The 23,724-nt window shown below is 48.8% G+C and carries 22 protein-coding genes, 1 tRNA gene and 2 pseudogenes; 11 read left to right on the forward strand and 14 right to left on the reverse strand.

What is annotated here, in order from left to right; translation table 11 throughout:
- Positions 1 to 2,349, forward strand: a 2,349-nt coding sequence (locus tag FDX03_RS22915; RefSeq protein WP_249356963.1) for an autotransporter outer membrane beta-barrel domain-containing protein, incomplete at its 5' end; no start/stop codon positions are given.
- A gap of 194 nt (positions 2,350 to 2,543) precedes the next feature.
- Here FDX03_RS22915 and FDX03_RS01435 read toward each other — a convergent pair.
- From FDX03_RS01435 to rclA, 6 genes and pseudogenes are all read right to left on the reverse strand, one after another.
- The gene (locus tag FDX03_RS01435; RefSeq protein ID WP_048212357.1) at positions 2,544 to 3,311 is read right to left on the reverse strand and encodes an EAL domain-containing protein; all 768 of its coding nucleotides are present in this window, start codon (positions 3,309 to 3,311) and stop codon (positions 2,544 to 2,546) included.
- A 102-nt stretch (positions 3,312 to 3,413) separates the two neighbouring features.
- Complete coding sequence (locus tag FDX03_RS01440; protein WP_170927356.1) at positions 3,414 to 3,995, reverse strand: LuxR family transcriptional regulator; 582 nt, start codon at positions 3,993 to 3,995, stop codon at positions 3,414 to 3,416.
- A gap of 21 nt (positions 3,996 to 4,016) precedes the next feature.
- On the reverse strand, positions 4,017 to 4,712 hold the full coding sequence (locus FDX03_RS01445; RefSeq protein WP_061067471.1) for a pilus assembly protein PilZ: 696 nt from the start codon (positions 4,710 to 4,712) through the stop codon (positions 4,017 to 4,019).
- Positions 4,713 to 5,296: 584 nt separating this feature from the next.
- Positions 5,297 to 5,535 (reverse strand): annotated as a pseudogene (locus FDX03_RS01450) (DUF417 family protein); the annotation flags it as partial.
- Between the two features lie 65 nt (positions 5,536 to 5,600).
- A pseudogene (locus FDX03_RS01455) lies at positions 5,601 to 5,756 on the reverse strand (YdgH/BhsA/McbA-like domain containing protein); the annotation flags it as partial.
- A gap of 44 nt (positions 5,757 to 5,800) precedes the next feature.
- Positions 5,801 to 7,126: a reactive chlorine resistance oxidoreductase RclA gene (rclA, locus tag FDX03_RS01460; protein ID WP_137345376.1), complete on the reverse strand. Its 1,326-nt coding sequence runs from the start codon at positions 7,124 to 7,126 to the stop codon at positions 5,801 to 5,803.
- A 236-nt stretch (positions 7,127 to 7,362) separates the two neighbouring features.
- On the opposite strand from rclA, the gene rclR reads away from it, so the two are divergent.
- The gene (rclR, locus tag FDX03_RS01465) at positions 7,363 to 8,217 is read left to right on the forward strand and encodes a reactive chlorine-specific transcriptional regulator RclR (protein ID WP_137345377.1); all 855 of its coding nucleotides are present in this window, start codon (positions 7,363 to 7,365) and stop codon (positions 8,215 to 8,217) included.
- 40 nt (positions 8,218 to 8,257) lie between these two features.
- Here rclR and FDX03_RS01470 read toward each other — a convergent pair whose 3' ends face one another.
- The 4 genes from FDX03_RS01470 to FDX03_RS01485 all read right to left on the reverse strand — a co-directional run bounded on the left by FDX03_RS01470 (position 8,258) and on the right by FDX03_RS01485 (position 14,545).
- Positions 8,258 to 11,401: a CusA/CzcA family heavy metal efflux RND transporter gene (locus FDX03_RS01470; protein WP_137345378.1), complete on the reverse strand. Its 3,144-nt coding sequence runs from the start codon at positions 11,399 to 11,401 to the stop codon at positions 8,258 to 8,260.
- A gap of 11 nt (positions 11,402 to 11,412) precedes the next feature.
- Positions 11,413 to 12,705 carry an efflux RND transporter periplasmic adaptor subunit gene (locus FDX03_RS01475; protein ID WP_137345379.1) on the reverse strand — a complete coding sequence of 431 codons (1,293 nt, stop codon included), beginning with the start codon at positions 12,703 to 12,705 and terminating at the stop codon, positions 11,413 to 11,415.
- Positions 12,706 to 12,782: 77 nt separating this feature from the next.
- A complete protein-coding gene (gene cusF, locus FDX03_RS01480) occupies positions 12,783 to 13,130 on the reverse strand; it encodes a cation efflux system protein CusF (RefSeq protein ID WP_137345380.1) in 348 nt (115 codons plus the stop codon).
- A 32-nt stretch (positions 13,131 to 13,162) separates the two neighbouring features.
- On the reverse strand, positions 13,163 to 14,545 hold the full coding sequence (locus tag FDX03_RS01485) for an efflux transporter outer membrane subunit (RefSeq protein ID WP_137345381.1): 1,383 nt from the start codon (positions 14,543 to 14,545) through the stop codon (positions 13,163 to 13,165).
- A gap of 182 nt (positions 14,546 to 14,727) precedes the next feature.
- Here FDX03_RS01485 and cusR point away from each other — a divergent pair, with 182 nt between their 5' ends.
- The 5 genes from cusR to uspF all read left to right on the forward strand — a co-directional run bounded on the left by cusR (position 14,728) and on the right by uspF (position 18,861).
- The gene (gene cusR / locus FDX03_RS01490; protein WP_048212367.1) at positions 14,728 to 15,411 is read left to right on the forward strand and encodes a copper response regulator transcription factor CusR; all 684 of its coding nucleotides are present in this window, start codon (positions 14,728 to 14,730) and stop codon (positions 15,409 to 15,411) included.
- Entirely contained in the window at positions 15,401 to 16,852 is a 1,452-nt protein-coding gene (locus FDX03_RS01495; RefSeq protein WP_101742357.1) for a Cu(+)/Ag(+) sensor histidine kinase, read from the forward strand. The genes cusR and FDX03_RS01495 overlap by 11 nt, the downstream gene beginning before the upstream one ends.
- Positions 16,853 to 16,995: 143 nt before the next feature.
- Complete coding sequence (locus FDX03_RS01500; RefSeq protein WP_061067465.1) at positions 16,996 to 17,322, forward strand: hypothetical protein; 327 nt, start codon at positions 16,996 to 16,998, stop codon at positions 17,320 to 17,322.
- A 161-nt stretch (positions 17,323 to 17,483) separates the two neighbouring features.
- Complete coding sequence (locus FDX03_RS01505) at positions 17,484 to 18,287, forward strand: MBL fold metallo-hydrolase (RefSeq protein ID WP_048212370.1); 804 nt, start codon at positions 17,484 to 17,486, stop codon at positions 18,285 to 18,287.
- 145 nt (positions 18,288 to 18,432) lie between these two features.
- Entirely contained in the window at positions 18,433 to 18,861 is a 429-nt protein-coding gene (uspF, locus tag FDX03_RS01510) for a universal stress protein UspF (RefSeq protein ID WP_061067464.1), read from the forward strand.
- Positions 18,862 to 19,009: 148 nt separating this feature from the next.
- Here the strand turns inward: uspF and FDX03_RS01515 are convergent.
- Both FDX03_RS01515 and FDX03_RS01520 read right to left on the reverse strand, forming a co-directional pair.
- Positions 19,010 to 19,086: transfer RNA gene (locus FDX03_RS01515), tRNA-Arg, on the reverse strand.
- A gap of 39 nt (positions 19,087 to 19,125) precedes the next feature.
- The gene (locus tag FDX03_RS01520; protein WP_040232627.1) at positions 19,126 to 19,305 is read right to left on the reverse strand and encodes a hypothetical protein; all 180 of its coding nucleotides are present in this window, start codon (positions 19,303 to 19,305) and stop codon (positions 19,126 to 19,128) included.
- A gap of 36 nt (positions 19,306 to 19,341) precedes the next feature.
- On the opposite strand from FDX03_RS01520, the gene fimW reads away from it, so the two are divergent.
- The 4 genes from fimW to fimZ all read left to right on the forward strand — a co-directional run bounded on the left by fimW (position 19,342) and on the right by fimZ (position 22,799).
- Positions 19,342 to 19,935, forward strand: a complete 594-nt coding sequence (gene fimW, locus FDX03_RS01525; RefSeq protein ID WP_048212373.1) for a fimbria biosynthesis transcriptional regulator FimW — start codon at positions 19,342 to 19,344, stop codon at positions 19,933 to 19,935.
- 167 nt (positions 19,936 to 20,102) lie between these two features.
- On the forward strand, positions 20,103 to 20,831 hold the full coding sequence (locus FDX03_RS01530) for an EAL domain-containing protein (RefSeq protein ID WP_137345382.1): 729 nt from the start codon (positions 20,103 to 20,105) through the stop codon (positions 20,829 to 20,831).
- 23 nt (positions 20,832 to 20,854) lie between these two features.
- Positions 20,855 to 21,577 (forward strand): fimbriae Y protein, encoded by a 723-nt coding sequence (locus tag FDX03_RS01535; RefSeq protein ID WP_115600804.1) that lies wholly within the window; start codon positions 20,855 to 20,857, stop codon positions 21,575 to 21,577.
- Between the two features lie 589 nt (positions 21,578 to 22,166).
- Positions 22,167 to 22,799: a fimbria biosynthesis transcriptional regulator FimZ gene (gene fimZ / locus FDX03_RS01540; RefSeq protein ID WP_005122050.1), complete on the forward strand. Its 633-nt coding sequence runs from the start codon at positions 22,167 to 22,169 to the stop codon at positions 22,797 to 22,799.
- 50 nt (positions 22,800 to 22,849) lie between these two features.
- Here fimZ and sfmF read toward each other — a convergent pair whose 3' ends face one another.
- Complete coding sequence (sfmF, locus tag FDX03_RS01545; RefSeq protein WP_137345383.1) at positions 22,850 to 23,368, reverse strand: fimbria assembly protein; 519 nt, start codon at positions 23,366 to 23,368, stop codon at positions 22,850 to 22,852.
- Between the two features lie 10 nt (positions 23,369 to 23,378).
- The coding region (locus tag FDX03_RS22920; RefSeq protein WP_249356964.1) for a fimbrial protein at positions 23,379 to 23,724 on the reverse strand (346 nt) is incomplete at its 5' end.

A 23,724-nucleotide genomic window follows, 5' to 3' on the forward strand; every position in this document is an offset into this window, starting at 1 on the left:
AAAAATAACGGCGTCATCAACGGCGGCGACGGTATCTGGCAATCCAGCCAGGGGAACGACAACTGGACCACCGATGAATCGACACCAGAAGGCGCGCTGAATGCACCGTTTACCGATGCCGCATTTGCCGTCTTCCAGGGGGAAGCCGGTAATGTGACCGTCGATAACAGTAAAGGCGATGTCATCATCAGCGGCGCGCAGTTCGCTACCGATGGTTATCGCGTCGGCGGTGAAGCCATTACTACCGATACCGCCAATACGTTGATTCGCGTCGGTGATGGTACGGTCGATGGCGTCAACTACACCGCAACCATTGACAGCGTGATCCGCGGTACCGGTGGTCTGAATAAAGGCGACCTCGGTACGTTAATTCTGACGGGCAACAACACCTACAGCGGCGGCACGACTATCACGTCAGGGACGCTTCAGGTTGCAGGCGATACCAACCTCGGCGCAGCAGAGACCGGAATCACCTTTAACGGCGGTACGCTGAAATATGGTGAAGCGTTTGATACCGCCCGTCAGGTGACGCTGGAATCTGGTGGTGGGACATTCGACACCAACGGACATGATGTGTCCCTGCTGACGGAAGTCGAAGGTAACGGTCAACTGACCAAAACCGGTAAAGGTTCACTGACGCTGACGCTGGATAACACCTATACCGGCGGCACCACCATCGAACAAGGTGTATTGCAGCTCGGCACGGGCGGTACGATAGGGAGTATTGAAGGGGATATCGTTGATAACGGCGTGCTCAACGTTAATCGCGCCGATACGTTGGCGTTAAGCGGAAACATCAGTGGTGCAGGCCAACTGCATCAGACCGGTAGCGGTACAACGGAGCTGCAAGGCCAAAACAGCTACAGCGGTGCAACGCTCATCACCAGCGGGGTATTGCAAGCCGGTGATACCAATACTCTGAGCGCCGCCTCGCACCACTATGTTGTCGCGGGCACCACCCTGAATACCCAGGGTTATAACCAGACAGTCGCAGGGCTGAGCAACGGTGGCGATGTGTCGCTCACCGGCCAGCAACCAGGCACAACCTTAACGGTTAAAGGGGATTACAGCGGCGAACAAGGCACTATCAACATGGCTGCCCGGCAGAATGCCGGCGGCACAGGTATTGCTGATCGCCTGATTATTGATGGCGGTAAAGCCAGCGGAAGCACGCTGCTGGATGTCGACGGCTCCGGCCTTGGCGCACCGACCGTGGGTGACGGCATTGAAGTGGTCACGGCGCTCAACGGTGCAACGACGACGGCGCAAACGTCGCGGGATGCCTTCCATCTTGTCGCTGAACGTATGGCTGCGGGTGCCTTTGAGTATCAGCTCCACGCCGGAAACGCTCAGGGCCAGGGCGAAAACTGGTACCTGAGGAGTGAATATCGTCCGGAAACCATGCTGTATTCCGGTCTCGCCAGCGTGGTTCGCCAGGGGGACATCAGTCTGTTGGGCAACATGCACCAGCGTATGGGTGATGAGGTTAAACCGGGTATTGATGAAGACAATCGCGCCTGGGCGAGAATGATTGGTTATTCCGGTAAAACCAAACTGGATGATGCAGCCGGTACGCAAACCAGTTCCCATACCATGGGTATTCAGGTCGGCGTCGATATGTACGCCAATGAAAGCTGGAAAGCCGGTATGTATACCAGCATTCTGGATATCGACAGCAATGTAAAAGGCAGTAAAACGGGCAGCAACGGCAAAGGCGGCAACATCGACGACAACGCATTTTACGTTGGCGGTTATGCTACCTGGTTCTCTGGTGACGGTATGTATGTCGATAACGTGCTGCAATACGGGAACCATAAATCCCGCCTGTCAGCATCGGGTAACAACGGCTCTTACACCGTCAAAGGCAATACGCTGACGGCCTCAACTGAAGTGGGTAAAGCATTCCGTTTAGGTGCCAGCGCCTGGAGCCTGGAACCACAGGCCCAGTTGATCTATCAGTACAGCAACTTTGATAACAGCACACTGGATGGTGTGACCCAAACGAAAGTGAAAATGGATACCGCCGATTCGTTTACCGCGCGTCTGGGCGTGCGTCTGGTCGCGGACTACGACACCAACCATGGCAAGTTCCAGCCGTACGGCCGGGTAAACGTCTGGCAGGGTCTGGGTTCCAAAGATAAAACGCACTTCAGCAACGCGGTCGCCACCACCACGCTGGAATCTTCACAGCAGTACTCCAGCACCGAGGTTGCAGCGGGTCTGTCATGGTCTATCGACCGAAATCTGCAGGTCTACGGCGAACTGGGGACACAGTTCAGCAACGGCAGCAATAAATCGCAGGTTGAAGCCCCGGTCAATGCGTCGATTGGCTTTAAGAAATCGTTTTAAGCAGGCATAAACTCGCAAGCCCCCTGTTCACAGGGGGCTTTTTTTGTCACTCCAGAATACAGCGCTGCCTGAAACGCTGCACTTATCACGCCTACGGATTAGTGTTCGTTCTTGCAGGTCGGATAAGGCACAGGCGCCGCCACCCGACAACGCGAAAGAATTCAGACTAAGGGGAACAACAAAGAGGGATGAGATTAACGGCTATATTGCGCTAAGAGTGAAGGAATCTCTTCTGCCAACACCGGGGGAGAAATGAAGAAGCCTTGAATTTTGTCACAGCCAATCTGCGTCAGGCGATCAAGTTGAGACTGGGTTTCAACCCCTTCGGCCAGGACTTCAATGCCAAAATTGTGCGCTAAAGAAATGATACCCTCAATAATCCTTGTCGATTTAGTGTCGGGCTCTATTTCGGTGACAAACTCTTTATCAATTTTTAAGGTATCAAAAGGATATTTCAACAGATAATTAAGATTAGCGTGCCCGGTACCAAAATCATCAAGCGCTAACTTGACCCCGATTGCCTTCAGTTCCGTCATATTTTTCGCCGCTATTTGGCTGTCACACAGCGGCGATGTTTCCGTTACTTCAATCTGGCAGCGATGAACCGGAAGGCCGGAAGCGGCCAGGTTTTGTCTGATTCGTTGAGGTAAAAGAGGATCGCAGAATTCAAGTGCAGAAATATTTACTGATAATACAAGAGGTTCGGGCCAGGTACTCGCAACATTCCACGGCGGACTGGCAACCATATCTTCAATTGAAAATATATTGCCGCTGTCTTCCAGTAACGTAATAAATACATCAGGAGAAATCATACCCATCTGAGGGCTGTTCCACCGCATTAATGCTTCAAATCCGCTAATACACTCGGTATGTAAATTAAAAATAGGCTGATAAACCATATAAAGTTGACTGGTATTCAATGCCTTTTCAAGCGCGGTGAGCACCTCATCGGAATTAAACATTCCCCCTCTCCCTCTACAAATCATATAAATTAAAAACCAGTCAAAGTCACTCCCGAGTTGTACCTGCTGTTAAGTGCGTTACATCAGAAAAGAATAGCCAGGTTAGGGTAAAAAAGACATGCTGTGGGTAAATCTGACAATCAGTTTATTCAGATCAGAGGTATTAGTCAGTCCCAGCTTGGCGACAACTCTCATCTTATGCGCCTGAATAGTCTTATAGTTCAGGCTAACCAACTCAGAGATTTCCTTGGCAGAATAACCACTTACCAATAGATTGAGGATTTGTTGTTCTCTTTCCGTCAATCTCTTCTGCGAACGATACAGTCGGGGATTCCATTTCCCGACCGACAACGTAGCCAACTGAGCAAAATCACGCAATGAGGATTTCTCAGTCAATACTATGGTTTTTTCAACGTATAATAATTCAACACATAATTTCGCCACCAAACTATCAGCAACGATAACGACAACGCTATTATAAAACTTGAACCGGTTTTTATTCAAAAACTGCACAATGGCAGAACAAGGCTGTTCATTGTTAATGATATTAAAAACCATTGTCTGATGCTGGCATAATGACGACTGCTGCAACATATCCTCAAACTGGAATGTTTTTATCGGCACATGTTTGCTTGTCAGGTAGGCAAACATACCGTTGCCCACAAAATTATCACTGCCACACATCAACATCCTGTTCACCGCTCCTTATAAGCTTCTAATTTTATTACTCATTAAAAATTTAATAATGGTTTTCTCAACTTCAGCCTCTTCACGACGGTTCTTAAAATCGAACTCGCAAGAAACCTGATGACAGGAATACAATTGATTATCCTCATCAAATTCGTTGATCGCGACGACATCAATGACTTTTAGATCAAGCTGAAAACTGCCGAACGTATCAAAATCCAGAGCAGCATTTTTAATCACTGCATCCTTGTAAAGAAAACGGGCATTAACATCTTTAGCGATTAACGCACAACCACCCTGAGAGATGTTTTTAATCTTAAGTGAGTAGTTCTCTCCGTTTTTGTAACGACCAAAACAGAAAAAATCGAACCCCTTCAGAAAAGAAAACCGCTGATTCTGTCGCTGTTGGGCAAAGAAAATCATATCCGGGATGAGGTAGGATAATCCTGCCTCAGCACCTGTTGATGGGGTGGCTTCAAATCTGGCGCTAAATTTTATAATCCCGCTGTCACTGTGCAGGATAAAGTATTGGATCTTTTCAGGAATGATGTCTTCATGACCGGTGACCACAAAGCGTTCGAAATCGATCCTTTCTAACTGCGTGATGACGCTGGTGTTTTCACATAAAACTTCCAGCTTCGTCTTCTTATGCAGCTCTTCACGAAGGATAGCGATGATCTCAAACTTGTTGTCCTTTGCTAATCCAAAGTTCATTCTAAAACCCTTATTTCCATATTTAAGATATGTCTCGACCCCGGTCTGATGACAGACAAAAACGCGAGATCAGCATCCACCCCTGGTGCCTAATTACCATAGTGGATTCCATGTCGAACAGTTGATTAAAACTTAAGTTTTTAACTATCTTTCGTCACTTATTGATACGTAAAAACATTTAATCAGAATTAATTTTAGCTTAAGCCATGCCTAAAACCATGCAAACCTACGCAATAGCTATAACAAAAGCGAATAACAAGACTTTTCAAAATGCGATTTTGAGATAATAAATAGCAATAATCGCATAGAAATAAAATAGAAAAAATGCTGTAAAACTAAGGAGTTGACAATACAGAGCGTGGACGGGGGGTGCTGAACCTATAGGCACAATATCCAGCAGGTGGTCATTAGCCAACTGATACCAATACCATTACGTCTCATTTCACAGGAATGAATGTATCATTCAGGTATATTAATCGTAATTTAACTTAAGTGATAAAAAGGCCAGCATGATGCTGGCCCCGGTAAATACCGAATTAAATTAGAGTGGCAAACTCTCTTACAGAGGGTACAGCGTTAAAAATTCAATACCGTTGTTTAACGATTGCCCGGGCAGAATCAGCAATTATCATCATTGCCCCAGCCAACATTAACGTGTTTTTTAGCACCAGACGTCCCGCCCCCGATAAATACGGAAAGCCGTAGTGTAAATCACCCAATAGCATAACCCATACTTCTGGTGTGGTAATTAAAACAACAAGGTGACCACCGGCGTTGCAAATGCCAGAATTTCCCCCATCAATCCTGACCAACGGCTAATCGGTCAAGGTTAATCCAATTCGATCCCCCTGCCCCAGTAAACGAAGATATTTTTCCATGACGGCAATCCTACTTGTACAAAATTGCAGTGACATAAGTACTGCTATCAATTCTCATCGAAGTAATTTTCCATGATGATGCCAGCTTTTCTTGCGCCAGTTTAGCAATGTCCTCTTCGACATCAGAAGGTGCCGCTGAAATAGCGGATACACTGACGTGGGCCAAAAAACCCCCACACAGGTGGGGCAAAGATGCAGACTCTATATTTATTATTGAACGAGAGAAAACAGATCGTTTAATGACTCACTCATACTTGGATGGGTAAATATTTGGTCACGCAACACGGTATAAGGTAACCCGGCATCCATCACAGTTTTAATGATATTAATCATCTCATGCGAATCCACACACAGCAGTGAGACACCTAATATCTGCTGCGTATCCGTGTCCACCACAGCTTTAAGTACACCACGCGTATCATCCATGACTCGCGCCCGTGGAATCGCAGCGACGGGAAGCGTCACCACCTGTACCGCCGCACCGCTGGCACGGGCCTGCTCTTCTGTCATCCCCACGCGGGAAAGTGGTGGTGTCATAAAGACGGAATATGGCACATTTTGCCGATCGCCGGTGTTTCTCACCCCTTCGCCTAACAGGCCATCACGCACAATACGGAAGTCGTCCAGTGAGATATAGGTAAATTGCAGCCCCCCTGTTACATCTCCCATAGCCCAGATGTTATCCGCCGACGTCCGCAAATATTTATTCACAATAATGCCGCCACGATCGTTCACATCGACACCGGCTTTTTTCAGTTGCAGCTGTTCCGTCGCCGGCTTGCGGCCTGATGCGACCAACAGTGCGTCAACAACCTGTTCCCCTTCCGGCATCTGTAGCTGCACCGCGCCATCATGAGACGAAACCAACTGCACCTTAGCATTGAGGATCAGCTCTACGCCTTTATCGCGTAAAATATCAGCGATCGCATCGGCGATATCCCGGTCCTCACGGGGCAAAAACAGCGGTGCAGCCTCAAAAATAGTGACCTGACTGCCGAAGTTGGCAAACATCGACGCGAACTCAACGCCGATATAGCCACCCCCCAGGATACCCAGGCGCTGTGGGCGTTGGGTCAAATTCAGCAACCCGGTGCTGTCAAAGACGCCCGGCGTACTGGATAATCCCTCAATATCAGGAATCGTCGACTGTGCACCGGTATTAATAAAAATTTTCTCACCGCTCAGCTCAAGCGTTCCTGTCGACTGCATTACCCGCACGGTATGGTTGTCGACAAATTCAGCACGCCCTTCAATCACGTCCACATTTTCCAGATTGGCCAGATTATGGAAGTTTTTATCGCGCAGAAAACTGACCACGGAAGCCTTACGCTGCATCGCAGTTGCAAAGTCATGCTGCAGCTCAGCATCGTGTACCAGGGTTTTGGTTGGAATACAGCCGATATTAATGCATGTTCCGCCATACATGGTGTTGGATTGCTCAATAATTGCTACCCGCCAGCCCGTCTTTGCCAGCGTAGCCGCCAGCGTCTTACCTGCTTTGCCAAATCCAATAATGATCGCCTGATATTGTTTCATGCTGCCTCTCCGCAAAGTCATTGTTCATTTGTTACTCTGGATTATAGGCAGTGCCCTGTCAGGCCAGCATATCCATAACGCGCAATTTTTTGTTCAATCGTCTAAGACCAAATAATAAAAACCAAAAATCTGCCAAACAAAACAAAAAGTAACTATTTGATAAAATTAATTTAATATAAAAATATGGCGATAATTACGGTTCTATCAACAACAATAAAAATTGTTCAGGAGTCTTTATGGATGCACTTAGCCGCTTGCTAATGCTTAACGATCCGCAGGGTTCTATTGATCAAAACTGCGTATTGAGCAGAGACTGGCAACTCCCTCATGCAGCAGGTGAGTTATCCGTGATCCGCTGGCATACGGTAACCCAGGGTAGCGCTTTACTGGAGATGCCTGATGGCAACACTTATACACTGCGTCCTGGTACGGTAGTCATCTTGCCGCAAAACTCCGCGCATCGGTTGTGCCAGTCAGGTGAAGAGCAAACGCATATTGTCTGCGGAAGTCTGCAACTACAGACATCCTCCCGCTATTTTTTAACCGCGCTGCCGGAAGTTTTGCTGCTGGCACCTGGCGAAAATAGCCCCGTTTACCACTGGCTTAAGGCGATGATCGGGCTGATGCAGCAGGAATCATTGAGCATGCTGCCCGGTTCCAGTGTTGTGTGCAGCCAGCAATGCGCCACGCTGTTCACGCTTGCCGTTCGCGAATGGTTATCTCAGGCCCCCCCTGCTAAAAATGTGCTGAATCTGCTATTACATCCCCGACTGGGAGCGGTGGTGTTCCAGATGCTGGAATCACCCGCACATCCCTGGAGTGTTGAAGAACTGGCGCAGCGCGCGCATATGTCCCGGGCCAGTTTTGCTCAACTGTTTCGCGAGGTTTCAAACTCCACGCCGCTCGCCGTACTCACTACATTGCGTCTGCAATTCGCCGCCCAGATGCTGTCGCGCGGCGCCCAGTCGTTGGTCGTGATTGCCGAATCGGTGGGATATGCCAGCGAGTCATCTTTTCACAAAGTTTTTCTGCGTGAATTCGGCTGTACGCCTGGTGAGTACCGTAAACGGGTGAAGGCGCTGGAATCATAGCGCCCACCTTCAAAGGATTGAAGGCGAGCGCTACCAGGGGCTATTTCTGGGTGCGATGCCTGTGTAGCCACATCAGCTTATACGCTGCCGGAATGATGAACAGTGACAGCAAAGGTGCCGTGATCATGCCGCCAATCATCGGTGCAGCGATACGACTCATGACTTCAGACCCGGCTCCCGTTCCCCATAAAATCGGCAGCAGACCCGCAATGATGACCGCGACAGTCATTGCTTTAGGACGCACACGCAGTACCGCTCCGTGGTACAACGCCTCATCCAGTTTATCTACGGTAAAGGTTTGCGGGTTTTCCAGCGCAGGCTCTGCTTCAATGGCGTGGCGCAGGTACATCAGCATCACCACGCCAAATTCGGCAGCCACGCCTGCCAGTGCGATGAATCCGGTCCCGGTCGCGACCGACATATGGAATCCCATCCAGTAGAGAAACCAAATTCCGCCTACCAACGCAAAGGGCACACTGGTGATAATCAACAGTGCTTCACCAAAACGACGGAATGCCAGATACAGCAGCACGAAGATAATCATCAGCGTCATCGGCACCATCAGTTTAAGCTTGTGGCTGGCGCGCTCAAGCAGCTCAAACTGCCCGGAGAATGCCACGCTGGTTCCCGGTTTTAGCTGGACGTTTTCAGCAATCGCTTTTTTCAGATCGTTCACCACCGACACCATGTCGCGATCGCGGGCATCAATATAGATCCAACTGGTTGGCCGCGCGTTCTCGGTTTTCAACATCGACGGCCCCGAAACCACCTGCACATCTGCAACATCAGCCAGCGTGATTTGCTGTTTCATTGGCGTCAGTATCGGCAGATGCCGTAGCGTTTCCGGGCTATCGCGATAGCTTTGTGGATAACGCAGATTGATCGGATAGCGGGCGATACCTTCAACCGTTTCACTTACCATGGCACCGCCTACCGCTGAGGTGATAAACAGTTGCACATCGCCGACGGTCATCCCATAACGGGCGGCCTTTTCACGATGAATATCTACGCTAAGATAACGTCCGCCGACCAGACGTTCAGCCAATGCGGATGCCACGCCAGGCACCGTTCTTGCGACTTCTTCGATTTGCTCTGCCGTGGCGTCAATATCCGACAACACGGTACCCGAAACCTTAATACCGATAGGACTTTTAATCCCCGTAGAGAGCATATCGATACGGTTACGAATTGGCGGGACCCACAGATTCGCCAGCCCCGGTAAACGAACGGTTTTGTCCAGTTCCTCAATGATTTTGTCCATCGTCATCCCCGGACGCCACTGATCCTGCGGCTTCAGTTGGATGGTGGTTTCCACCATTTCCAACGGCGCGGAGTCGGTCGCCGTTTCAGCTTTACCGGTTTTACCAAACACGCGCGCCACTTCAGGAACCGTCATGATGAGCTTATCGGTTTTTTGCAGCATATCTGCCGCCTGCGCTGCGGAAATCCCCGGCAAGGTTGAAGGCATATACAACAGATCGCCTTCGTTAATCTGCGGTAGGAATTCGCCCCCAACCTTATTCAGCGGGAAGATGACGGTCAGGATCGACAGCACCGCCACCAGCAGGGTCGTTTTCGGCCAGTGCAGCACTTTCAACAATAACGGGTGGTAAAGACGAATCAGGAAACGGTTAAGCGGGTTGCTGCTTTCCGCCGGGATCTTGCCACGGATCCAAAATCCCATCAGGATCGGGATCACCACAATGGCCAGAAACGCAGCACCTGCCATAGCGTAGGTTTTGGTAAACGCCAGCGGACCAAACAACCGCCCTTCCTGCCCTTCAAGGGTGAAGATAGGGATAAACGACAGCGTGATAATCAGTAAGCTAATGAACAGCGCCGGACCGACTTCCACCGAGGCGTTGGTGATGACTTTCCAGCGAGTTTCGTTATCCAGCGTTTCACCCGGATGCTGATGCCCCCACTCTTCCAGCCGCTTATGCGCGTTCTCAATCATCACGATTGCGGCATCGACCATCGCCCCGACCGCGATGGCTATCCCCCCAAGCGACATAATGTTGGCGTTCAGTCCCTGGAAATGCATCACGATAAACGCGATACACAGTCCCAGCGGCAGAGAAATAATGGCCACCAGCGCCGAGCGGATATGCCACAGGAACAGCGCGCACACCAGCGCCACAACGATAAACTCTTCCAGCAGCTTGTAGCTCAGGTTATCAATCGCGCGATCGATCAGTTGACTGCGATCGTATGTTGTAACTACTTCAACGCCTTCCGGCAGACTGCTCTTCAGCGTTTCAAGTTTAGCCTTAACCGCAGAGATTACCTCGCGCGCATTTTTACCGGAGCGCAGGATCACTACGCCGCCTGCCACTTCGCCTTCGCCATTCAGCTCGGCGATCCCGCGGCGCATTTCCGGCCCAATTTGTACGCGGGCAACATCACGCAGATAGACCGGAACGCCATCTGTGCCAGTTTTCAGCACGATATTATTAAAGTCATCAAGGGACTGCAGATACCCACTGGCGCGGACCATATATTCCGCTTCTGCCATTTCGACAGATGAACCACCGGCTTCCTGGTTTGAGGCATCCAGCGCCGATTTCACCTCACCCAGACTGATGCCATATTGCGTCAGCTTCATCGGATCGATGACAACCTGGTACTCTTTGACCACACCACCCACCGAGGCAACTTCCGCCACGTTAGGGATAGTTTTCAATTCATATTTTAAGAACCAGTCCTGCAGGGAACGTAATTGGGCAAGATCATGTTTGCCGCTGCGATCCACCAGCGCATATTCAAATATCCAGCCGACCCCTGTCGCATCTGGTCCCATTTCAGCACTGACGCCAGCGGGTAATTTCCCCTGCACCTGGTTGAGATATTCCAGGACACGGGAGCGCGCCCAATAAGGATCGGTCCCGTCTTCAAAAATGACATATACGTAAGAGTCGCCAAATTGCGAGAAACCACGCACCGTTTTAGCTCCCGGCACCGACAGCATGGTGGTGGTCAGCGGATAGGTCACCTGATTTTCAACAATTTGCGGCGCTTGCCCCGGATAACTGGTTTTGATGATCACCTGCACATCAGAGAGATCGGGCAGCGCGTCAACCGGCGTATTCACAATGGTCCAGGTGCCCCAGATGCTGAGAAACAGCGCCCCCATCATCACCAGGAAACGGTTTGCCACCGAGCGGCGAATAATCCATTCAATCATTTATCATGTCCTCAGTGTGAATGGGTCGCCTGGGCTGGCATCGCGGGTACAGCGAGCGTCCCGTTTGCCTGGGCGCGCATACGATCCAGGGCGCCAGAAATATTCGCTTCGGAATCGATCAGAAACAGACCGCTGGACACCACGTTTTCACCTTCGCTCAAACCAGAGCGAATGGCCGTTAACCCCTGAGACTCATGGAATACGGCTACCTGCTTAGGTACAAATCGTCCTTCATTATCGACGGTGATAACCCGCTGTTCGGTACCGGTATCAATCAGCGCTTTAGACGGGATCAGCAGCATCGGCTCGCTTTGCGTTTTTAGTTGCAGATAGGCATTCATTCCCGGCTTAAGGGCCTCATCCGGGTTATTAACCTGTAGACGAAGCTGGAGCGTGCGCGTCGTGGAATCCACACTTGGCAAAATACTCCATTTGCTAATGGTGAAGGATTTACCCGGCCAGGCAGGTACGGTAATGGTGAATTGCGAGGCGTCTTTAATCAGCCAGGCGATAGATTCCGGGACTGAAGCACTGACCCAAACCGGATCCATTCCCTGAATTTTCGCGACCACATTATCTTTTGAGATGTTCATACCAGTACGTAAATCAAACGCGGTAATCACCCCATCAATAGGGGCCTTCAGGGTAAAGCGAGTCTGAATTTTCCGCGTCGCTTTCAAGCGTTGAATGTCCGCCTCCGGCATTCCCGCCAGGCGTAATCTCTCCAGAATACCTTCAACCTGCGTCGCGCTGCCGCCCGTTTCCCGCAGCAGTAAATATTCACTTTGTGCTTCTACCCAGTCAGGAATTGTCAGATCGATAAGCGGCGAGCCCTGCTTAATTTTGTCGCCCACAGTCAGCGGATAAACTTTCTCGATAAAGCCTGCCGAACGCGCCTGGACAATGACAAATTGATATTCGTTATAACTGACGTTCGCCGGGAAAGTTTGTGCATATTGCAATGGCCCACGGCGCACGGGTTCGGTTTTTAGCCCCAGATTCTGAGTCTGTGTCGGGTCAATACGCACACCCGGTGCGGATGTACTCGCCGTCTCTTCATCGGCATATTTCGGGATCAAATCCATATCCATAAACGGAGATTTACCCGGTTTATCAAACCGCGTATTGGGATACATGGGGTCGTACCAGAATAAAACTCTACGCTCTTCTTTTTTTTGAGCAGCGCCGGTATCGGCCGATACTTTTGCGGATGAATAATAGGTATACACACCGACAGAAATAATTCCGCCGACAATCATGCTGCCGAGAATAAGCGCGGTATTTTTAATATTTAAAGACGCCATAGTGATTTCCATTGCGCGATAGTCTCGCCCGTGTCCAGGAAAACCCGGGCAAGAATAAAAGAGACCAGCGAGATCCGTTATTTACTGATGTGAATATCGCGTAAGACAGAGAGATTTCCCTGCTGAACAAACGTAAATGCAACTTTATCGCCTGGCTGAATATCGTCGGCCTTGGTATCAGATACCAGCGTGAAACGCATCGTCATTGCCGGCCAGTTCACTGCGGGAATAGGTTCATGTTTAATCGTGACTTTTTTGCTATCCATATCAATAGATTCAATCACGCCTGTCGCACTAATCACTTGCTCCTGCTGGGCCGCAGGCGCCATATTCATCATCTCGCCATGCTGATGTTCATTGGCCTGAGCGTTAAACATGACTACAGATAACACAGTAAACAAAGCGGCTTTAGCGGTAGTTTTCATGCAATATACTCCTGAGAATTTAAGATTAAAGATCATTCAACCCAGCCACCGCCTAGGGCAGCAAACAGCTTAATTTCATTAACCTGTTGGGCATAGTTAAGGTCGAGCAACGATTGCTGTGTAATGAATAAAGAACGCTCGGCGTCCAGTACTTCGATATAACTAACCGCACCATGTTGATAGAGTGCACGAGCGCGTTGCAGCGTGATTTGTAATGAGTCCAGATAACGCTGTTGTCCGGTAATTTGATCGGCAAGGCTTTGACGCAACACCAGTGCATCCGCAACTTCTTTAAATGCGTTCTGAATTTTTTGCTCGTAATTCACCACCGATTGCTGCTGGCGGATTTCTGCTAAATCGAGATTTGACTGATTACGTCCAGCGTTAAAGATCGGAATGTCTATTTTCGGGACAAAATTCCACATGCCGCTGGCCGCATTAAAGAGGCTGGAGAGATCGCCACTGCTGCTGGATACAGAGCTGGTCAGCGTAATCGATGGGAAAAATGCGGCTCGTGCAGCGCCAATATTGGCGTTCGCCGCCAGCAATCCATGTTCGGCCTCCATAATATCCGGGCGCTGCAATAATATTTGCGATGGGAGTGCGGGGGGCAGTGTCACGGGTTTTATATCACCGCGACTGCGCACGCGGTCGTCCGGTAATTTCCCGTACGTCCCCAGCAATAGTTGCAGTGCGTTGTTCGCCTGCGCCAGTTCGCCTTGACGTTTGGCAATATCGCTGCGTGTGCTTTCAATCACGCCGCGAGCCTGCTCCAGTGCCAGCACGTTCGTACTGCCGGTCATCAACTGTTTCTCGACAAACGCATAAGAGCGCTGGTAGTTTTGCAACGTTTCTTCGGCAATTTGCAGTTGCGCATAAGCCAGACGCTGGTTGAAATAACTTTGCGCCACGTTAGAAATTAATGAGATATGCACCATTCGACGCGCTTCTTCACTGGCGAAAAAATTCTGCCGATCGGCTTCACTCATATTTTTCAGTCGCCCAAAGAAATCCAGATCGAAACTGAGATTCAGTCCCGCTTCAAATTCCCGGTTAGTGCTGCTATCGCCTTTTAATTTCCCGCTATAGGTACCGCTGGAGCCAGCGTTAAGCTGTGGGTAACGATCGGCATCCGTCACACCGTATTGCGCTTTCGCTTCCTGAACCTTCAGTACCGCCATGCGTAAATCACGGTTATTGACCAGCGCCTCACCAATCAACGCCTTCACCTGGGAGTCAACAAAAAAGTTACGCCAGCCCGTATCCTGATATCCCGTCGGGGCCGAAACCAGCGTGTGCTGACTTAAGGAGAATTGCTGCGGAACCGGCAATGCCGGACGTTGATAGTCCGGAGCCAACGAGCAGCCAGCCAGAACAAAAATAGCGCTGAGGGTAAGAAGCTTAAATTTGTACATAGTTCTTCTCGTCCAGACCGGACTGATAACCATAAAAGATGTGTGAATTTATACCTGAATGACTCTGTTTAAGCGGTGACAGGAAAATGACAAAACTGTCATTTTCCCAATAACCGATTGCTATCCGATCCGCCTTCTCTAGAATTGAAAATCCGCACAGCCAGTGCGTGATGGAGAATGTCATGAAGATTTTGATTGTCGAAGATGAAAAAAAAACCGGCGAATACCTGACGAAAGGCCTGACGGAAGCGGGTTTTGTTGTGGATTTGGCGGACAACGGTCTGAACGGATATCACCTGGCAATGACCGGTGATTATGACCTGCTCATTCTCGACATCATGCTGCCCGATGTAAACGGCTGGGATATCGTGCGGATGCTGCGCACCGCCAATAAAGGCATGCCCATTCTGCTACTCACCGCACTGGGTACCATTGAGCATCGGGTCAAAGGTCTGGAGCTGGGGGCTGATGATTATTTGGTTAAACCGTTTGCCTTTGCAGAATTGCTGGCGCGGGTCAGAACGCTGCTGCGACGGGGAGCCGCGGTCATTGTCGAAAGTCAGTTTCAGGTCGCGGATTTAATGGTCGATCTGGTCAGCAGAAAGGTCACCCGCAACGGCACACGCATTACCCTGACCAGTAAAGAGTTTACGCTGCTTGAATTTTTCCTGCGTCATCAGGGAGAAGTGTTGCCGCGTTCGCTGATTGCCTCTCAGGTTTGGGATATGAATTTTGACAGCGACACCAATGCGATTGATGTCGCCGTGAAGCGTCTGCGGGCCAAAATCGATAATGACTTTGAGCCGAAACTGATTCAGACCGTGCGTGGCGTGGGGTACATGCTTGAGGTGCCGGATGGCAACTAAACGATTACAGCGCCCTTTTTCGCTGGCAACACGGTTAACCTTTTTTATCAGTCTGGCGACTATCGCCTCATTTTTCGCTTTCGCATGGATAATGATCCACTCGGTGAAAGTCCATTTCGCAGAGCAGGATATCAATGATTTAAAAGAGATCAGCGCGACGCTGGAGCGTATTATTAACCACCCGAACGAACCGGAATCGCGTCGGCTGGAAACACTAAAAAACGTAGTTTCGGGTTATTCTAACGTCATTATTTCTCTGGAAGATGCCAATCAGAGGGCCATTTTCCATTCACCTAATGCGCCGGATCTTCGTCAGTTTATCGCCACGGCAACGCCGGATAAAAATGCACATACCCGTAATGTCTTTTTAATTTCCGGCCCAACGCTGCAAACATCAGAACATGCGCACGGGAAAAACGCATCCTCCAACTGGCGAATGATTCGTTTACCCATTGGGCAGTTGCCAGACGGAAAACCGGCCTATACGTTGTTTATGGCGTTATCGATTGATTTTCATCTGCACTATATTAACGATCTGAAAAACAAACTGATCATGACAGCATCGTTAATTAGCATGATGATTGTTTTTATTGTGCTGTTCGCCGTCTATAAAGGTCATGAACCGATCCGTAATGTCAGTCGGCGCATCCAAAATATCACCTCTAAAGATCTCGATGTTCGCCTGGACCCGCAGGCCGTGCCGATTGAGCTTGAGCAACTGGTCGAGTCATTTAATCATATGATCGAACGAATCGAAGATGTGTTTAAACGTCAGTCCAATTTTTCTGCTGATATTGCTCACGAAATCCGCACGCCAATCACCAACCTGGTCACGCAAACAGAAATTGCCCTCAGCCATCCCCGCAGCACGAAAGAGCTGGAAGATGTGCTCTACTCTAATCTCGAAGAGTTTGGGCGTATGTCGAAGATGGTGAGTGATATGTTGTTTTTGGCACAGGCAGACAATAATCAGTTGATCCCGGAAAAAACAGCGCTGAATCTTGCGGATGAGGTCAGTAAAGTGTTCGACTTTTTCGAAGCCTGGGCGGAAGAACGCGAAGTCAGCCTGCGCTTTGAAGGTCGGGCATGCCGGGTTTCTGGCGACCCGTTAATGTTACGCCGGGCAATGAGCAACCTGCTCTCTAACGCAATGCGCTATACGCCCAAAGGCGAATCTGTCACCGTGCGAGTGAAAGAGGCTGATGATCTCGTGCATATTATTGTGGAAAATCCTGGTACGCCAATAGCCGCGGAACATCTGCCACGACTCTTTGACCGGTTTTATCGCGTCGATCCCTCACGACAGCGTAAAGGCGAAGGTAGCGGTATTGGCCTGGCGATAGTGAAATCGATTGTGATTGCCCACCAGGGAAAAGTCTCCGTGACATCCGACGCTCGCGCTACCCGCTTTATTCTGACATTACCCAAATATGCCGCTTAATAATTATTGGTGGCGCTAATGCGCCATCGATTAAACCTGATATTAATATTATTATTCTCTGACATCATCGTCATAATCCTGTCACCTCACTGACAGCCCCTGATTATTATAATTCTCCTGTAAACCGACACTGGAGAAATATGATGAATAAGATATCTTCCTTTTTAGCTATCGCCTTTTTTATCTCAGCTGGCGTTAATGCGGCAGAAACATCCACAACGCATCAGCAGGCAGCTATGGCTCACGAGATGATGAATAACAGCGATACACCTGCTCATCAGCAAATGGCACAAACACATAAAGCACAGGTGCAGAATAGCCAATCCACGCGGGCTAGTGCACCGTCTTTTTCGCAAATGAATGAACATGAAAAAGCGATGGTCGTTCATCAGTCAATGAATAACAGTCATTCATATTCACATGAGCTGCAGGCGAAAAAACATCGCGAACAGGCAGCAACGCAAGGGTAATCCATCTCTCCACCAAGACACGCGTGCGGGCCAGGATAGCAACATAGCCTGCGCGCTTTCCCGTGGTTAGTGTCAATTTTAACCGTCCCAAAGAGCGCTGAGATCACAGCGCTCTTACATTCTGTGCGTTACAGTATGCTGCTTTAACGCTGGAGTCAGGCATGGCTTTAACCCTTACGGTGTTACTTGAAAACAGGCGCGCCCGCGGTGCAGAAAAAGTCCTACGGGCAAAACCTGGATTAAGTCTGTTAGTTCAGGATGAAACCACCACGATATTATTTGATACCGGGCCTGATGACAGTTTTAGGCACAATGCCGCATTAATGGGCGTAGACTTGTCTCAGTTAACCGCTGTAGTGCTCTCACATGGTCACTATGATCACTGTGGCGGCGTCCCGTGGCTTCCCGATAACAGCCGCATCATCTGTCATCCACACATTGCCTGCGAACGTTACGCTGCGTTCACGCTTGCAGGATATACCCGTAAAATCAAGAAATTATCGCGCGATAATGATTACTCTCGTCTGCAGATGGCGTACTCCCGTGAGCCTTTGCCCCTTAGCGAACGCTTTCTGTGGTCAGGAGAAATATCCGTATCCGCACCGCAGGCCTACGGTGTCATCAATGAGAATCCTCCCCAACGCGACTACATCACTGACGAAGGGGTATTGATCTACAAGTCAGACCGTGGATTAGTCATCATTACCGGCTGCGGACACCGGGGCATCGCCAATATCGTCGCTCACTGCCAGCAAATAACGGGCATCAGCAAAATTCATGCCCTGGTCGGCGGCTTCCATTTACGCTGCGCATCGCCCTATACGTTATGGCAAACCCGACGATTTATTAAACAACAGCAGCCAGAAAAACTTCTCGGCTGCCACTGCACCGGCGCGTGGGGACGTTTGTGGTTACCAGGACAAGAAGCCCCCGCGACAGGAGATGTTATTGTGCTGGCCGAATAATAATCACCATTGTGGTTGTTGTATCTTCATCACATAACATTCATGAATATCAAAATGCGCGCACAATCTTGATCTGGTCACTTATTATACAGAAATAAAGTTCGCTACACTCAGGACAGAGGTAAACAAACAGGAGGTAGTGAATATGTATCGCTCTATTCTGGTGCCCATTGATATCTCTGAAGCCGATTTAACTCGCCATGTTATTCCGCAGGTTGAAGCGCATGCAAAAACCGCTAAGGTCCATTTTTTAGCGGTCATTCCTACCGTTCCGTTCTACGCATCACTCGGGCTTGCCTACTCCAACGAGTTCCCGGACAGAAGTGGTATACAGGCGAAAGCCACCGAAAAGCTCGACGACATTGTTAAGCAATTCAATATCCCCGCCGGCAGAACGCAGACCCATGTGGTTTATGGCCCGCCGAAAGATCAGATCCTTAAACTGGCAGATGCCGTGGACGCCGAATTGATCGTCATTGCATCCCATAAACCGGGTTTCAGCACCTATCTGTTGGGGTCAACCGCCGCTGCCGTAGTACGTCATGCCAAATGCCCCGTACTTGTTGTGCGGTGATATTGGTTAGAAAAACAGGAAAACGGGAGCGATCAGGCTCCCGTTTTTATATCCCCAAAACGCTGCAGAAAAAGTGAAATTCAGAGCCGCTGATGTAGACGTTATGCCTACTGGAATAAAACCGTGCCGAGAGGATATTTTATCGAAATGGTACGCCCTGTAGGATTCGAACCTACGACCTACGGCTTAGAAGGCCGTTGCTCTATCCAACTGAGCTAAGGGCGCATAGAGAAGTGATGACTTCATGCAGATGAAACGCGTGAATTATACGGTCAGCGCCTGCTGAGTCAATGCCTTTTGTTCCGGTTGCTGACGAAGTGTACGAATGTTGTTTTTTTCTGGTCGTTCATGGGGTTCCAGGAAATCACCTGGTAATAACTCAGCCAGCATAATGCGGGATTTAAGGTTACAAGTATTTAGAAAATTAATGATTTTGCTTAACATTCCCCAACCCCTTCCCTGCTGTTCAGGACCTCGTCAATGTTAAGTATCGCTATCAAGGAAGAAAATAGTCATTTCGAACATGGGCTGAAAATCATCATCTCCCGCCTGGCAAATGAGTGGCATCAGGACATCTGCTTTTTACCTACCGAAGATATCGATCGCGCAGACATCGCCTTTATTTCACTGGATGACGATTGGCTCAGCGCAGGATGTTATCAGGTTCCCGTCCACACCAGACGCCAGCATCGGGTTATCATCTGCAACGGAGGCGATAAAGATAAGCTGATGTTTCGTCCCTGCCTGTATATGCTGCCGCTTATCTATCGCGAAGATAATGTTGAAGCGATAACCCAAAAATTGATTCTGATTCTGCAAAAACGCGCGCTCCGCCACAGTGTGCCTGCAACCATCTGCCATTACTGTACCACCCGCCACTTTTCAGTGGAGGAACGCCAGTTTTTAATGCTACTTGCCAGCGGTAACACGCTCGCTGAAACAGCACATCTTCTCTCCATCAGCGATATCCAGGCCAGAGCAACTCGCCGCCGTATTATGAAAAAGCTGGATGTGAAAAATGATCAGCAATTTTTAAGGTATATCAGGGCGCACCTGAGTTTTCTGCAACAGTAGAGTGAATCTTGCGGTCGGGCATTTTATTGAGAAATGTCTCATCATCAATTAAGTATCGGCACCTACTGTACCTAATCGCATGCTGCCAGAATACCCTATGTATATTATTTCCGGGGAAACAAATAGACACACTCGGTAATATTTGCTCTGACGCCAGGGGGGATATCGTGGCACCGAGCCTGCTATTATGGAATGATAAATCTGAGTACTCGGTCTTTACCGCCAAAAACAGCGATGCAGAACCCCTGCAATTCGCACTTAAATTCGAGCCCATTGTCGATTTGTCTACCGCGTTGAGATACGGTTGTGAGGTCCTCACACATCTTCCCGCCAATATAAACAGTGAGAAATATTTTCACCAACTGTCGGTTCAGCATCGACAGCATCTGTTTTATCAGCAAATTGACAAAATTAAGTGCTACCAACAGGGACTGCGCTACTCACTGAATTTACCGATGCAAGCCTTTCTGAGTTGGCCGCTATTCCATTCCCTGATTACGCCCTCTCCGTCCAGGTTGATTATCGAAATACAAGATCCAAATACGTTTTATTCTTTAAGTACACCCCAGCGGGCGATCGTCTACGGCGTAATTCAACATCTTGAAGACCATGGTATCCCAATATGGCTGGATGACGTCAATGAGGAACTGCTTGGCACATTCACCGCAGCCAACTGGCATTTGTCAGGGGTGAAGTTAGATAAAAATACGTTCTGGACACTCAGTCATGTGCCGGAAAAACTCCGCCAGGTTATTCAGATGGGGCGCGCAATCGCCAGCCTGGTGGTAGTTGAAGGAATTGAAACGCAAAAACAGCAGGAAATTGCCCTGCGCGCTGGCGCAAATTTGGGTCAGGGATATTTGTGGCCAGCCATTTATCCAGAGCAGGCGCAATAGATACGGACAGGGAAAAAGGAAGGATGCGCAGTGTAAAACGCCGGGAACGGCATCGCCGTTTACGAAACGCCCACTGTACCTGGCAATATGATCACTGTGCGCCGCAGGAATTTGACAGAATTGAGTATCTGGCTCAAAAACTTGATTACACATTACCGGGCGACACAATATCTCAAGCGATTATCACAACAGACAACTATCTCGGCTATACGTTAAATCGCTATTTATTTTCTGGTACACACACGGCCATCTTCCAGACGATTGAATCGGCCTTGCCACTGTTGAAAGAGTCTGAAGCGAGTCAGTTAGTGGTTGATATGGATGGTGCATCAAGCTCATATTTCGATGTTCTGGAATATCTTCGCCGACTCATTAAAGAACAGGATAATATTCAAATTTTCATATTACTTCCCAGTCGCCACGAAGCGCTCAGGCACTTTATTGCGATGGCTGGGCCATTCTATATCCTGTCGCGCCGTCAGCGCCTCCCGGAGATGCGCCATGCTTTATTATCTATGCCGCCAGACCATATTCACTCCGGGCACATAAATCAGGCTGACTGGGAGATGATCTCATTACTGTCACAAGGTAAATCATTAAAGAAGATTGCTCTGCTGCAGGCTCAACCCTATCACCGCGTTATCTATCGCCTGAACCAGCTGATCACGCTGCTGGGGTTGCCACATCGTCAGCGTTTTTTGCATCTGATACATCGCCTCAGCGTTACCTATCCCCATTTAATTTAACACCCTAACCCTCTGTGATATAAGAATTTATAGGAAATTACTTATTTTCAACTGAGAAAACGAATGTGATTTTTACAAACATTTAATATTTACAACTATTCCTGGTATTATATGTCGCGCAGGTATCCTGCTTTAGCTGACAGATTCAGTACATTTCGACAAAAAAGAATTGCCTCGCCGCCTTAACAAAACCTAAACAATTAGTCCATTGTGTCGTTTTTACTATTTAAAAAATTTTTTCAATCTGCCATAATTCAAACAGCAGGAGATTAATATCAATAGTCATTACCATGCCCTGATCTTTCAGGATATCCTAACAGACATTATGAACTTACGTGCTGTAAGCCTTTTCCGAAAGTGCAGAGCAGGTATAATCCTCACTGTTTTCTGATTAATTGTAAGTTTTCCCTGGTGTGAAATGGATATTCCACAAACTCATTGTTCTGACGTAGAACAACCGAATAAACAAGGATGACATAATATTTATTCGGTTCTTCTTCCAGAGCAATCCTTGGCTATTTGACAATATTATAACGCCTGATGTTTTATCAAAATCGCAAGATACACAAACAGTTTGAGGCATACAACAATGAAACCAGCATCCGTTATCATTATGGACGAACACCCTATTGTCAGAATGTCGATAGAAGTACTGCTCGAAAAGAATAGTAATATTCAGGTTGTTCTGGAAACCGATGACAGCCGCGCAGCAATAGATCATCTACGGACTTATCCAGTCGATCTGGTCATTCTGGATATTGAACTACCTGGCTCCGATGGGTTTACATTACTCAAGAGAATAAAATCTCTGCAGGAAAAAACTCGGGTACTGTTTCTATCCTCAAAGTCTGAATCATTTTATGCCGGACGGGCGATCCGTGCCGGTGCCAATGGCTTCGTCAGCAAACGAAAGGATCTCAATGATATCTATAACGCGGTGAAAATGATTTTATCAGGATATTCATTTTTCCCTTCAGACACGCTTAACTTTATTAATAATATTAATATACGTAAAGGTGTGCTGAATGACATGCCGTTATCGAACCGCGAGGTAACGGTTTTACGTTATCTGGCGAATGGGTTATCTAATAAAGAAATTGCTGAGCAACTTTTATTGAGTAATAAAACAATCAGCGCTCACAAAGCTAACATCTATTCCAAGCTCGGACTACATACCATTGTTGAGCTTATTGATTATGCAAAGATGCATGAATTAATGTGATCGCACTCCCGGCGAGGCGTCGTTCGGGAGTGCGTTATCAGCGCATGATGTCAATTGTAGTTAATCATAAACGTAGCATCTGCTTTCGCGATCCCCGGTTGAACGCCATCTGCCAGCACAATATAGTTGGCAAAAAAAGTCAGCATAGCGTTGCCATTTTCATCAATGCTTACTGTCTGGCTGGCTTGTTCAAGCGGTAATCGCGTACGGTCGCTATCGTGCAATTCAATCGCGACCTTTTGTGCCATCACGGCATCGTCCAGCGCCAACAACGTGGTACCCGCTGCCGGCGTGCCGGAAAAGGTTATCGAGGCCGACCCCGGCGGGCAGCCTTCAAGTTTCAACGTGAAGGGAACCGGTTGGGTCGTATCCCCGGTGGTCTTTAATTGTTTTGTCGGCCAGGTGCCTAGTTCAACCAACTTATTATTGTCACTGGCAATAACCGCACAGGTAAAGTCCACAATATTACCGTGCAGTTCGATATTAATCTCACCCAGCGAGGTATCCGCCTGGCATAGTGAACTGGCTGACACTGCTGATATCAATACGAAAAGTGCACGGCGTCTCATTGTTTTCTGCTTATTCATAATCAACTCGCAGATAGCCACGGGCGGTGAAAGGCCCTTCCGCTGGTTTATTGCCCGTCACGCTGACTGGCCATGCTCTAATGCCAACCCGCGCGGCAGCGTTATCATCCAACTGAAAGGGAATGGTGCTGGACAGATTGTTGGGTGTCAGCGGTTTACCGCTGCTGTCGGCCACGATAAAACCTAAATCCGGGTTGTCCGATATCATCATTTGCCCGGACGCTTTTTCGGCCTCGACCCGCATGGTCAGATAAGCTTGCGCGGCAACATTTGTACATTTTATGGCGACCGTTTTCGTTTGCGTATTGATACCTTCGGGCCGGTTACCGGCTCCCGCC

The sequence above is a fragment of the Citrobacter sp. wls827 genome, assembly GCF_005280875.1.
Classification (GTDB): domain Bacteria; phylum Pseudomonadota; class Gammaproteobacteria; order Enterobacterales; family Enterobacteriaceae; genus Citrobacter; species Citrobacter youngae.

Coding starts and splice junctions, on each gene's coding strand:
- FDX03_RS01535 (WP_115600804.1), top strand. CDS start 20,855: ATGCGCAGTGTAAAACGCCGGGAACGGCATCGCCGTTTACGAAACGCC.
- FDX03_RS01500 (WP_061067465.1), top strand. CDS start 16,996: ATGAATAAGATATCTTCCTTTTTAGCTATCGCCTTTTTTATCTCAGCT.
- FDX03_RS01520 (WP_040232627.1), bottom strand. CDS start 19,305: ATGTTAAGCAAAATCATTAATTTTCTAAATACTTGTAACCTTAAATCC.
- FDX03_RS01445 (WP_061067471.1), bottom strand. CDS start 4,712: ATGAACTTTGGATTAGCAAAGGACAACAAGTTTGAGATCATCGCTATC.
- FDX03_RS01440 (WP_170927356.1), bottom strand. CDS start 3,995: ATGTGTGGCAGTGATAATTTTGTGGGCAACGGTATGTTTGCCTACCTG.
- cusR (WP_048212367.1), top strand. CDS start 14,728: ATGAAGATTTTGATTGTCGAAGATGAAAAAAAAACCGGCGAATACCTG.
- FDX03_RS01435 (WP_048212357.1), bottom strand. CDS start 3,311: ATGTTTAATTCCGATGAGGTGCTCACCGCGCTTGAAAAGGCATTGAAT.
- rclA (WP_137345376.1), bottom strand. CDS start 7,126: ATGAAACAATATCAGGCGATCATTATTGGATTTGGCAAAGCAGGTAAG.
- FDX03_RS01495 (WP_101742357.1), top strand. CDS start 15,401: ATGGCAACTAAACGATTACAGCGCCCTTTTTCGCTGGCAACACGGTTA.
- fimW (WP_048212373.1), top strand. CDS start 19,342: ATGTTAAGTATCGCTATCAAGGAAGAAAATAGTCATTTCGAACATGGG.
- FDX03_RS01485 (WP_137345381.1), bottom strand. CDS start 14,545: ATGTACAAATTTAAGCTTCTTACCCTCAGCGCTATTTTTGTTCTGGCT.
- FDX03_RS01470 (WP_137345378.1), bottom strand. CDS start 11,401: ATGATTGAATGGATTATTCGCCGCTCGGTGGCAAACCGTTTCCTGGTG.
- FDX03_RS01475 (WP_137345379.1), bottom strand. CDS start 12,705: ATGGCGTCTTTAAATATTAAAAATACCGCGCTTATTCTCGGCAGCATG.
- FDX03_RS01505 (WP_048212370.1), top strand. CDS start 17,484: ATGGCTTTAACCCTTACGGTGTTACTTGAAAACAGGCGCGCCCGCGGT.
- rclR (WP_137345377.1), top strand. CDS start 7,363: ATGGATGCACTTAGCCGCTTGCTAATGCTTAACGATCCGCAGGGTTCT.
- fimZ (WP_005122050.1), top strand. CDS start 22,167: ATGAAACCAGCATCCGTTATCATTATGGACGAACACCCTATTGTCAGA.
- sfmF (WP_137345383.1), bottom strand. CDS start 23,368: ATGAGACGCCGTGCACTTTTCGTATTGATATCAGCAGTGTCAGCCAGT.
- uspF (WP_061067464.1), top strand. CDS start 18,433: ATGTATCGCTCTATTCTGGTGCCCATTGATATCTCTGAAGCCGATTTA.
- cusF (WP_137345380.1), bottom strand. CDS start 13,130: ATGAAAACTACCGCTAAAGCCGCTTTGTTTACTGTGTTATCTGTAGTC.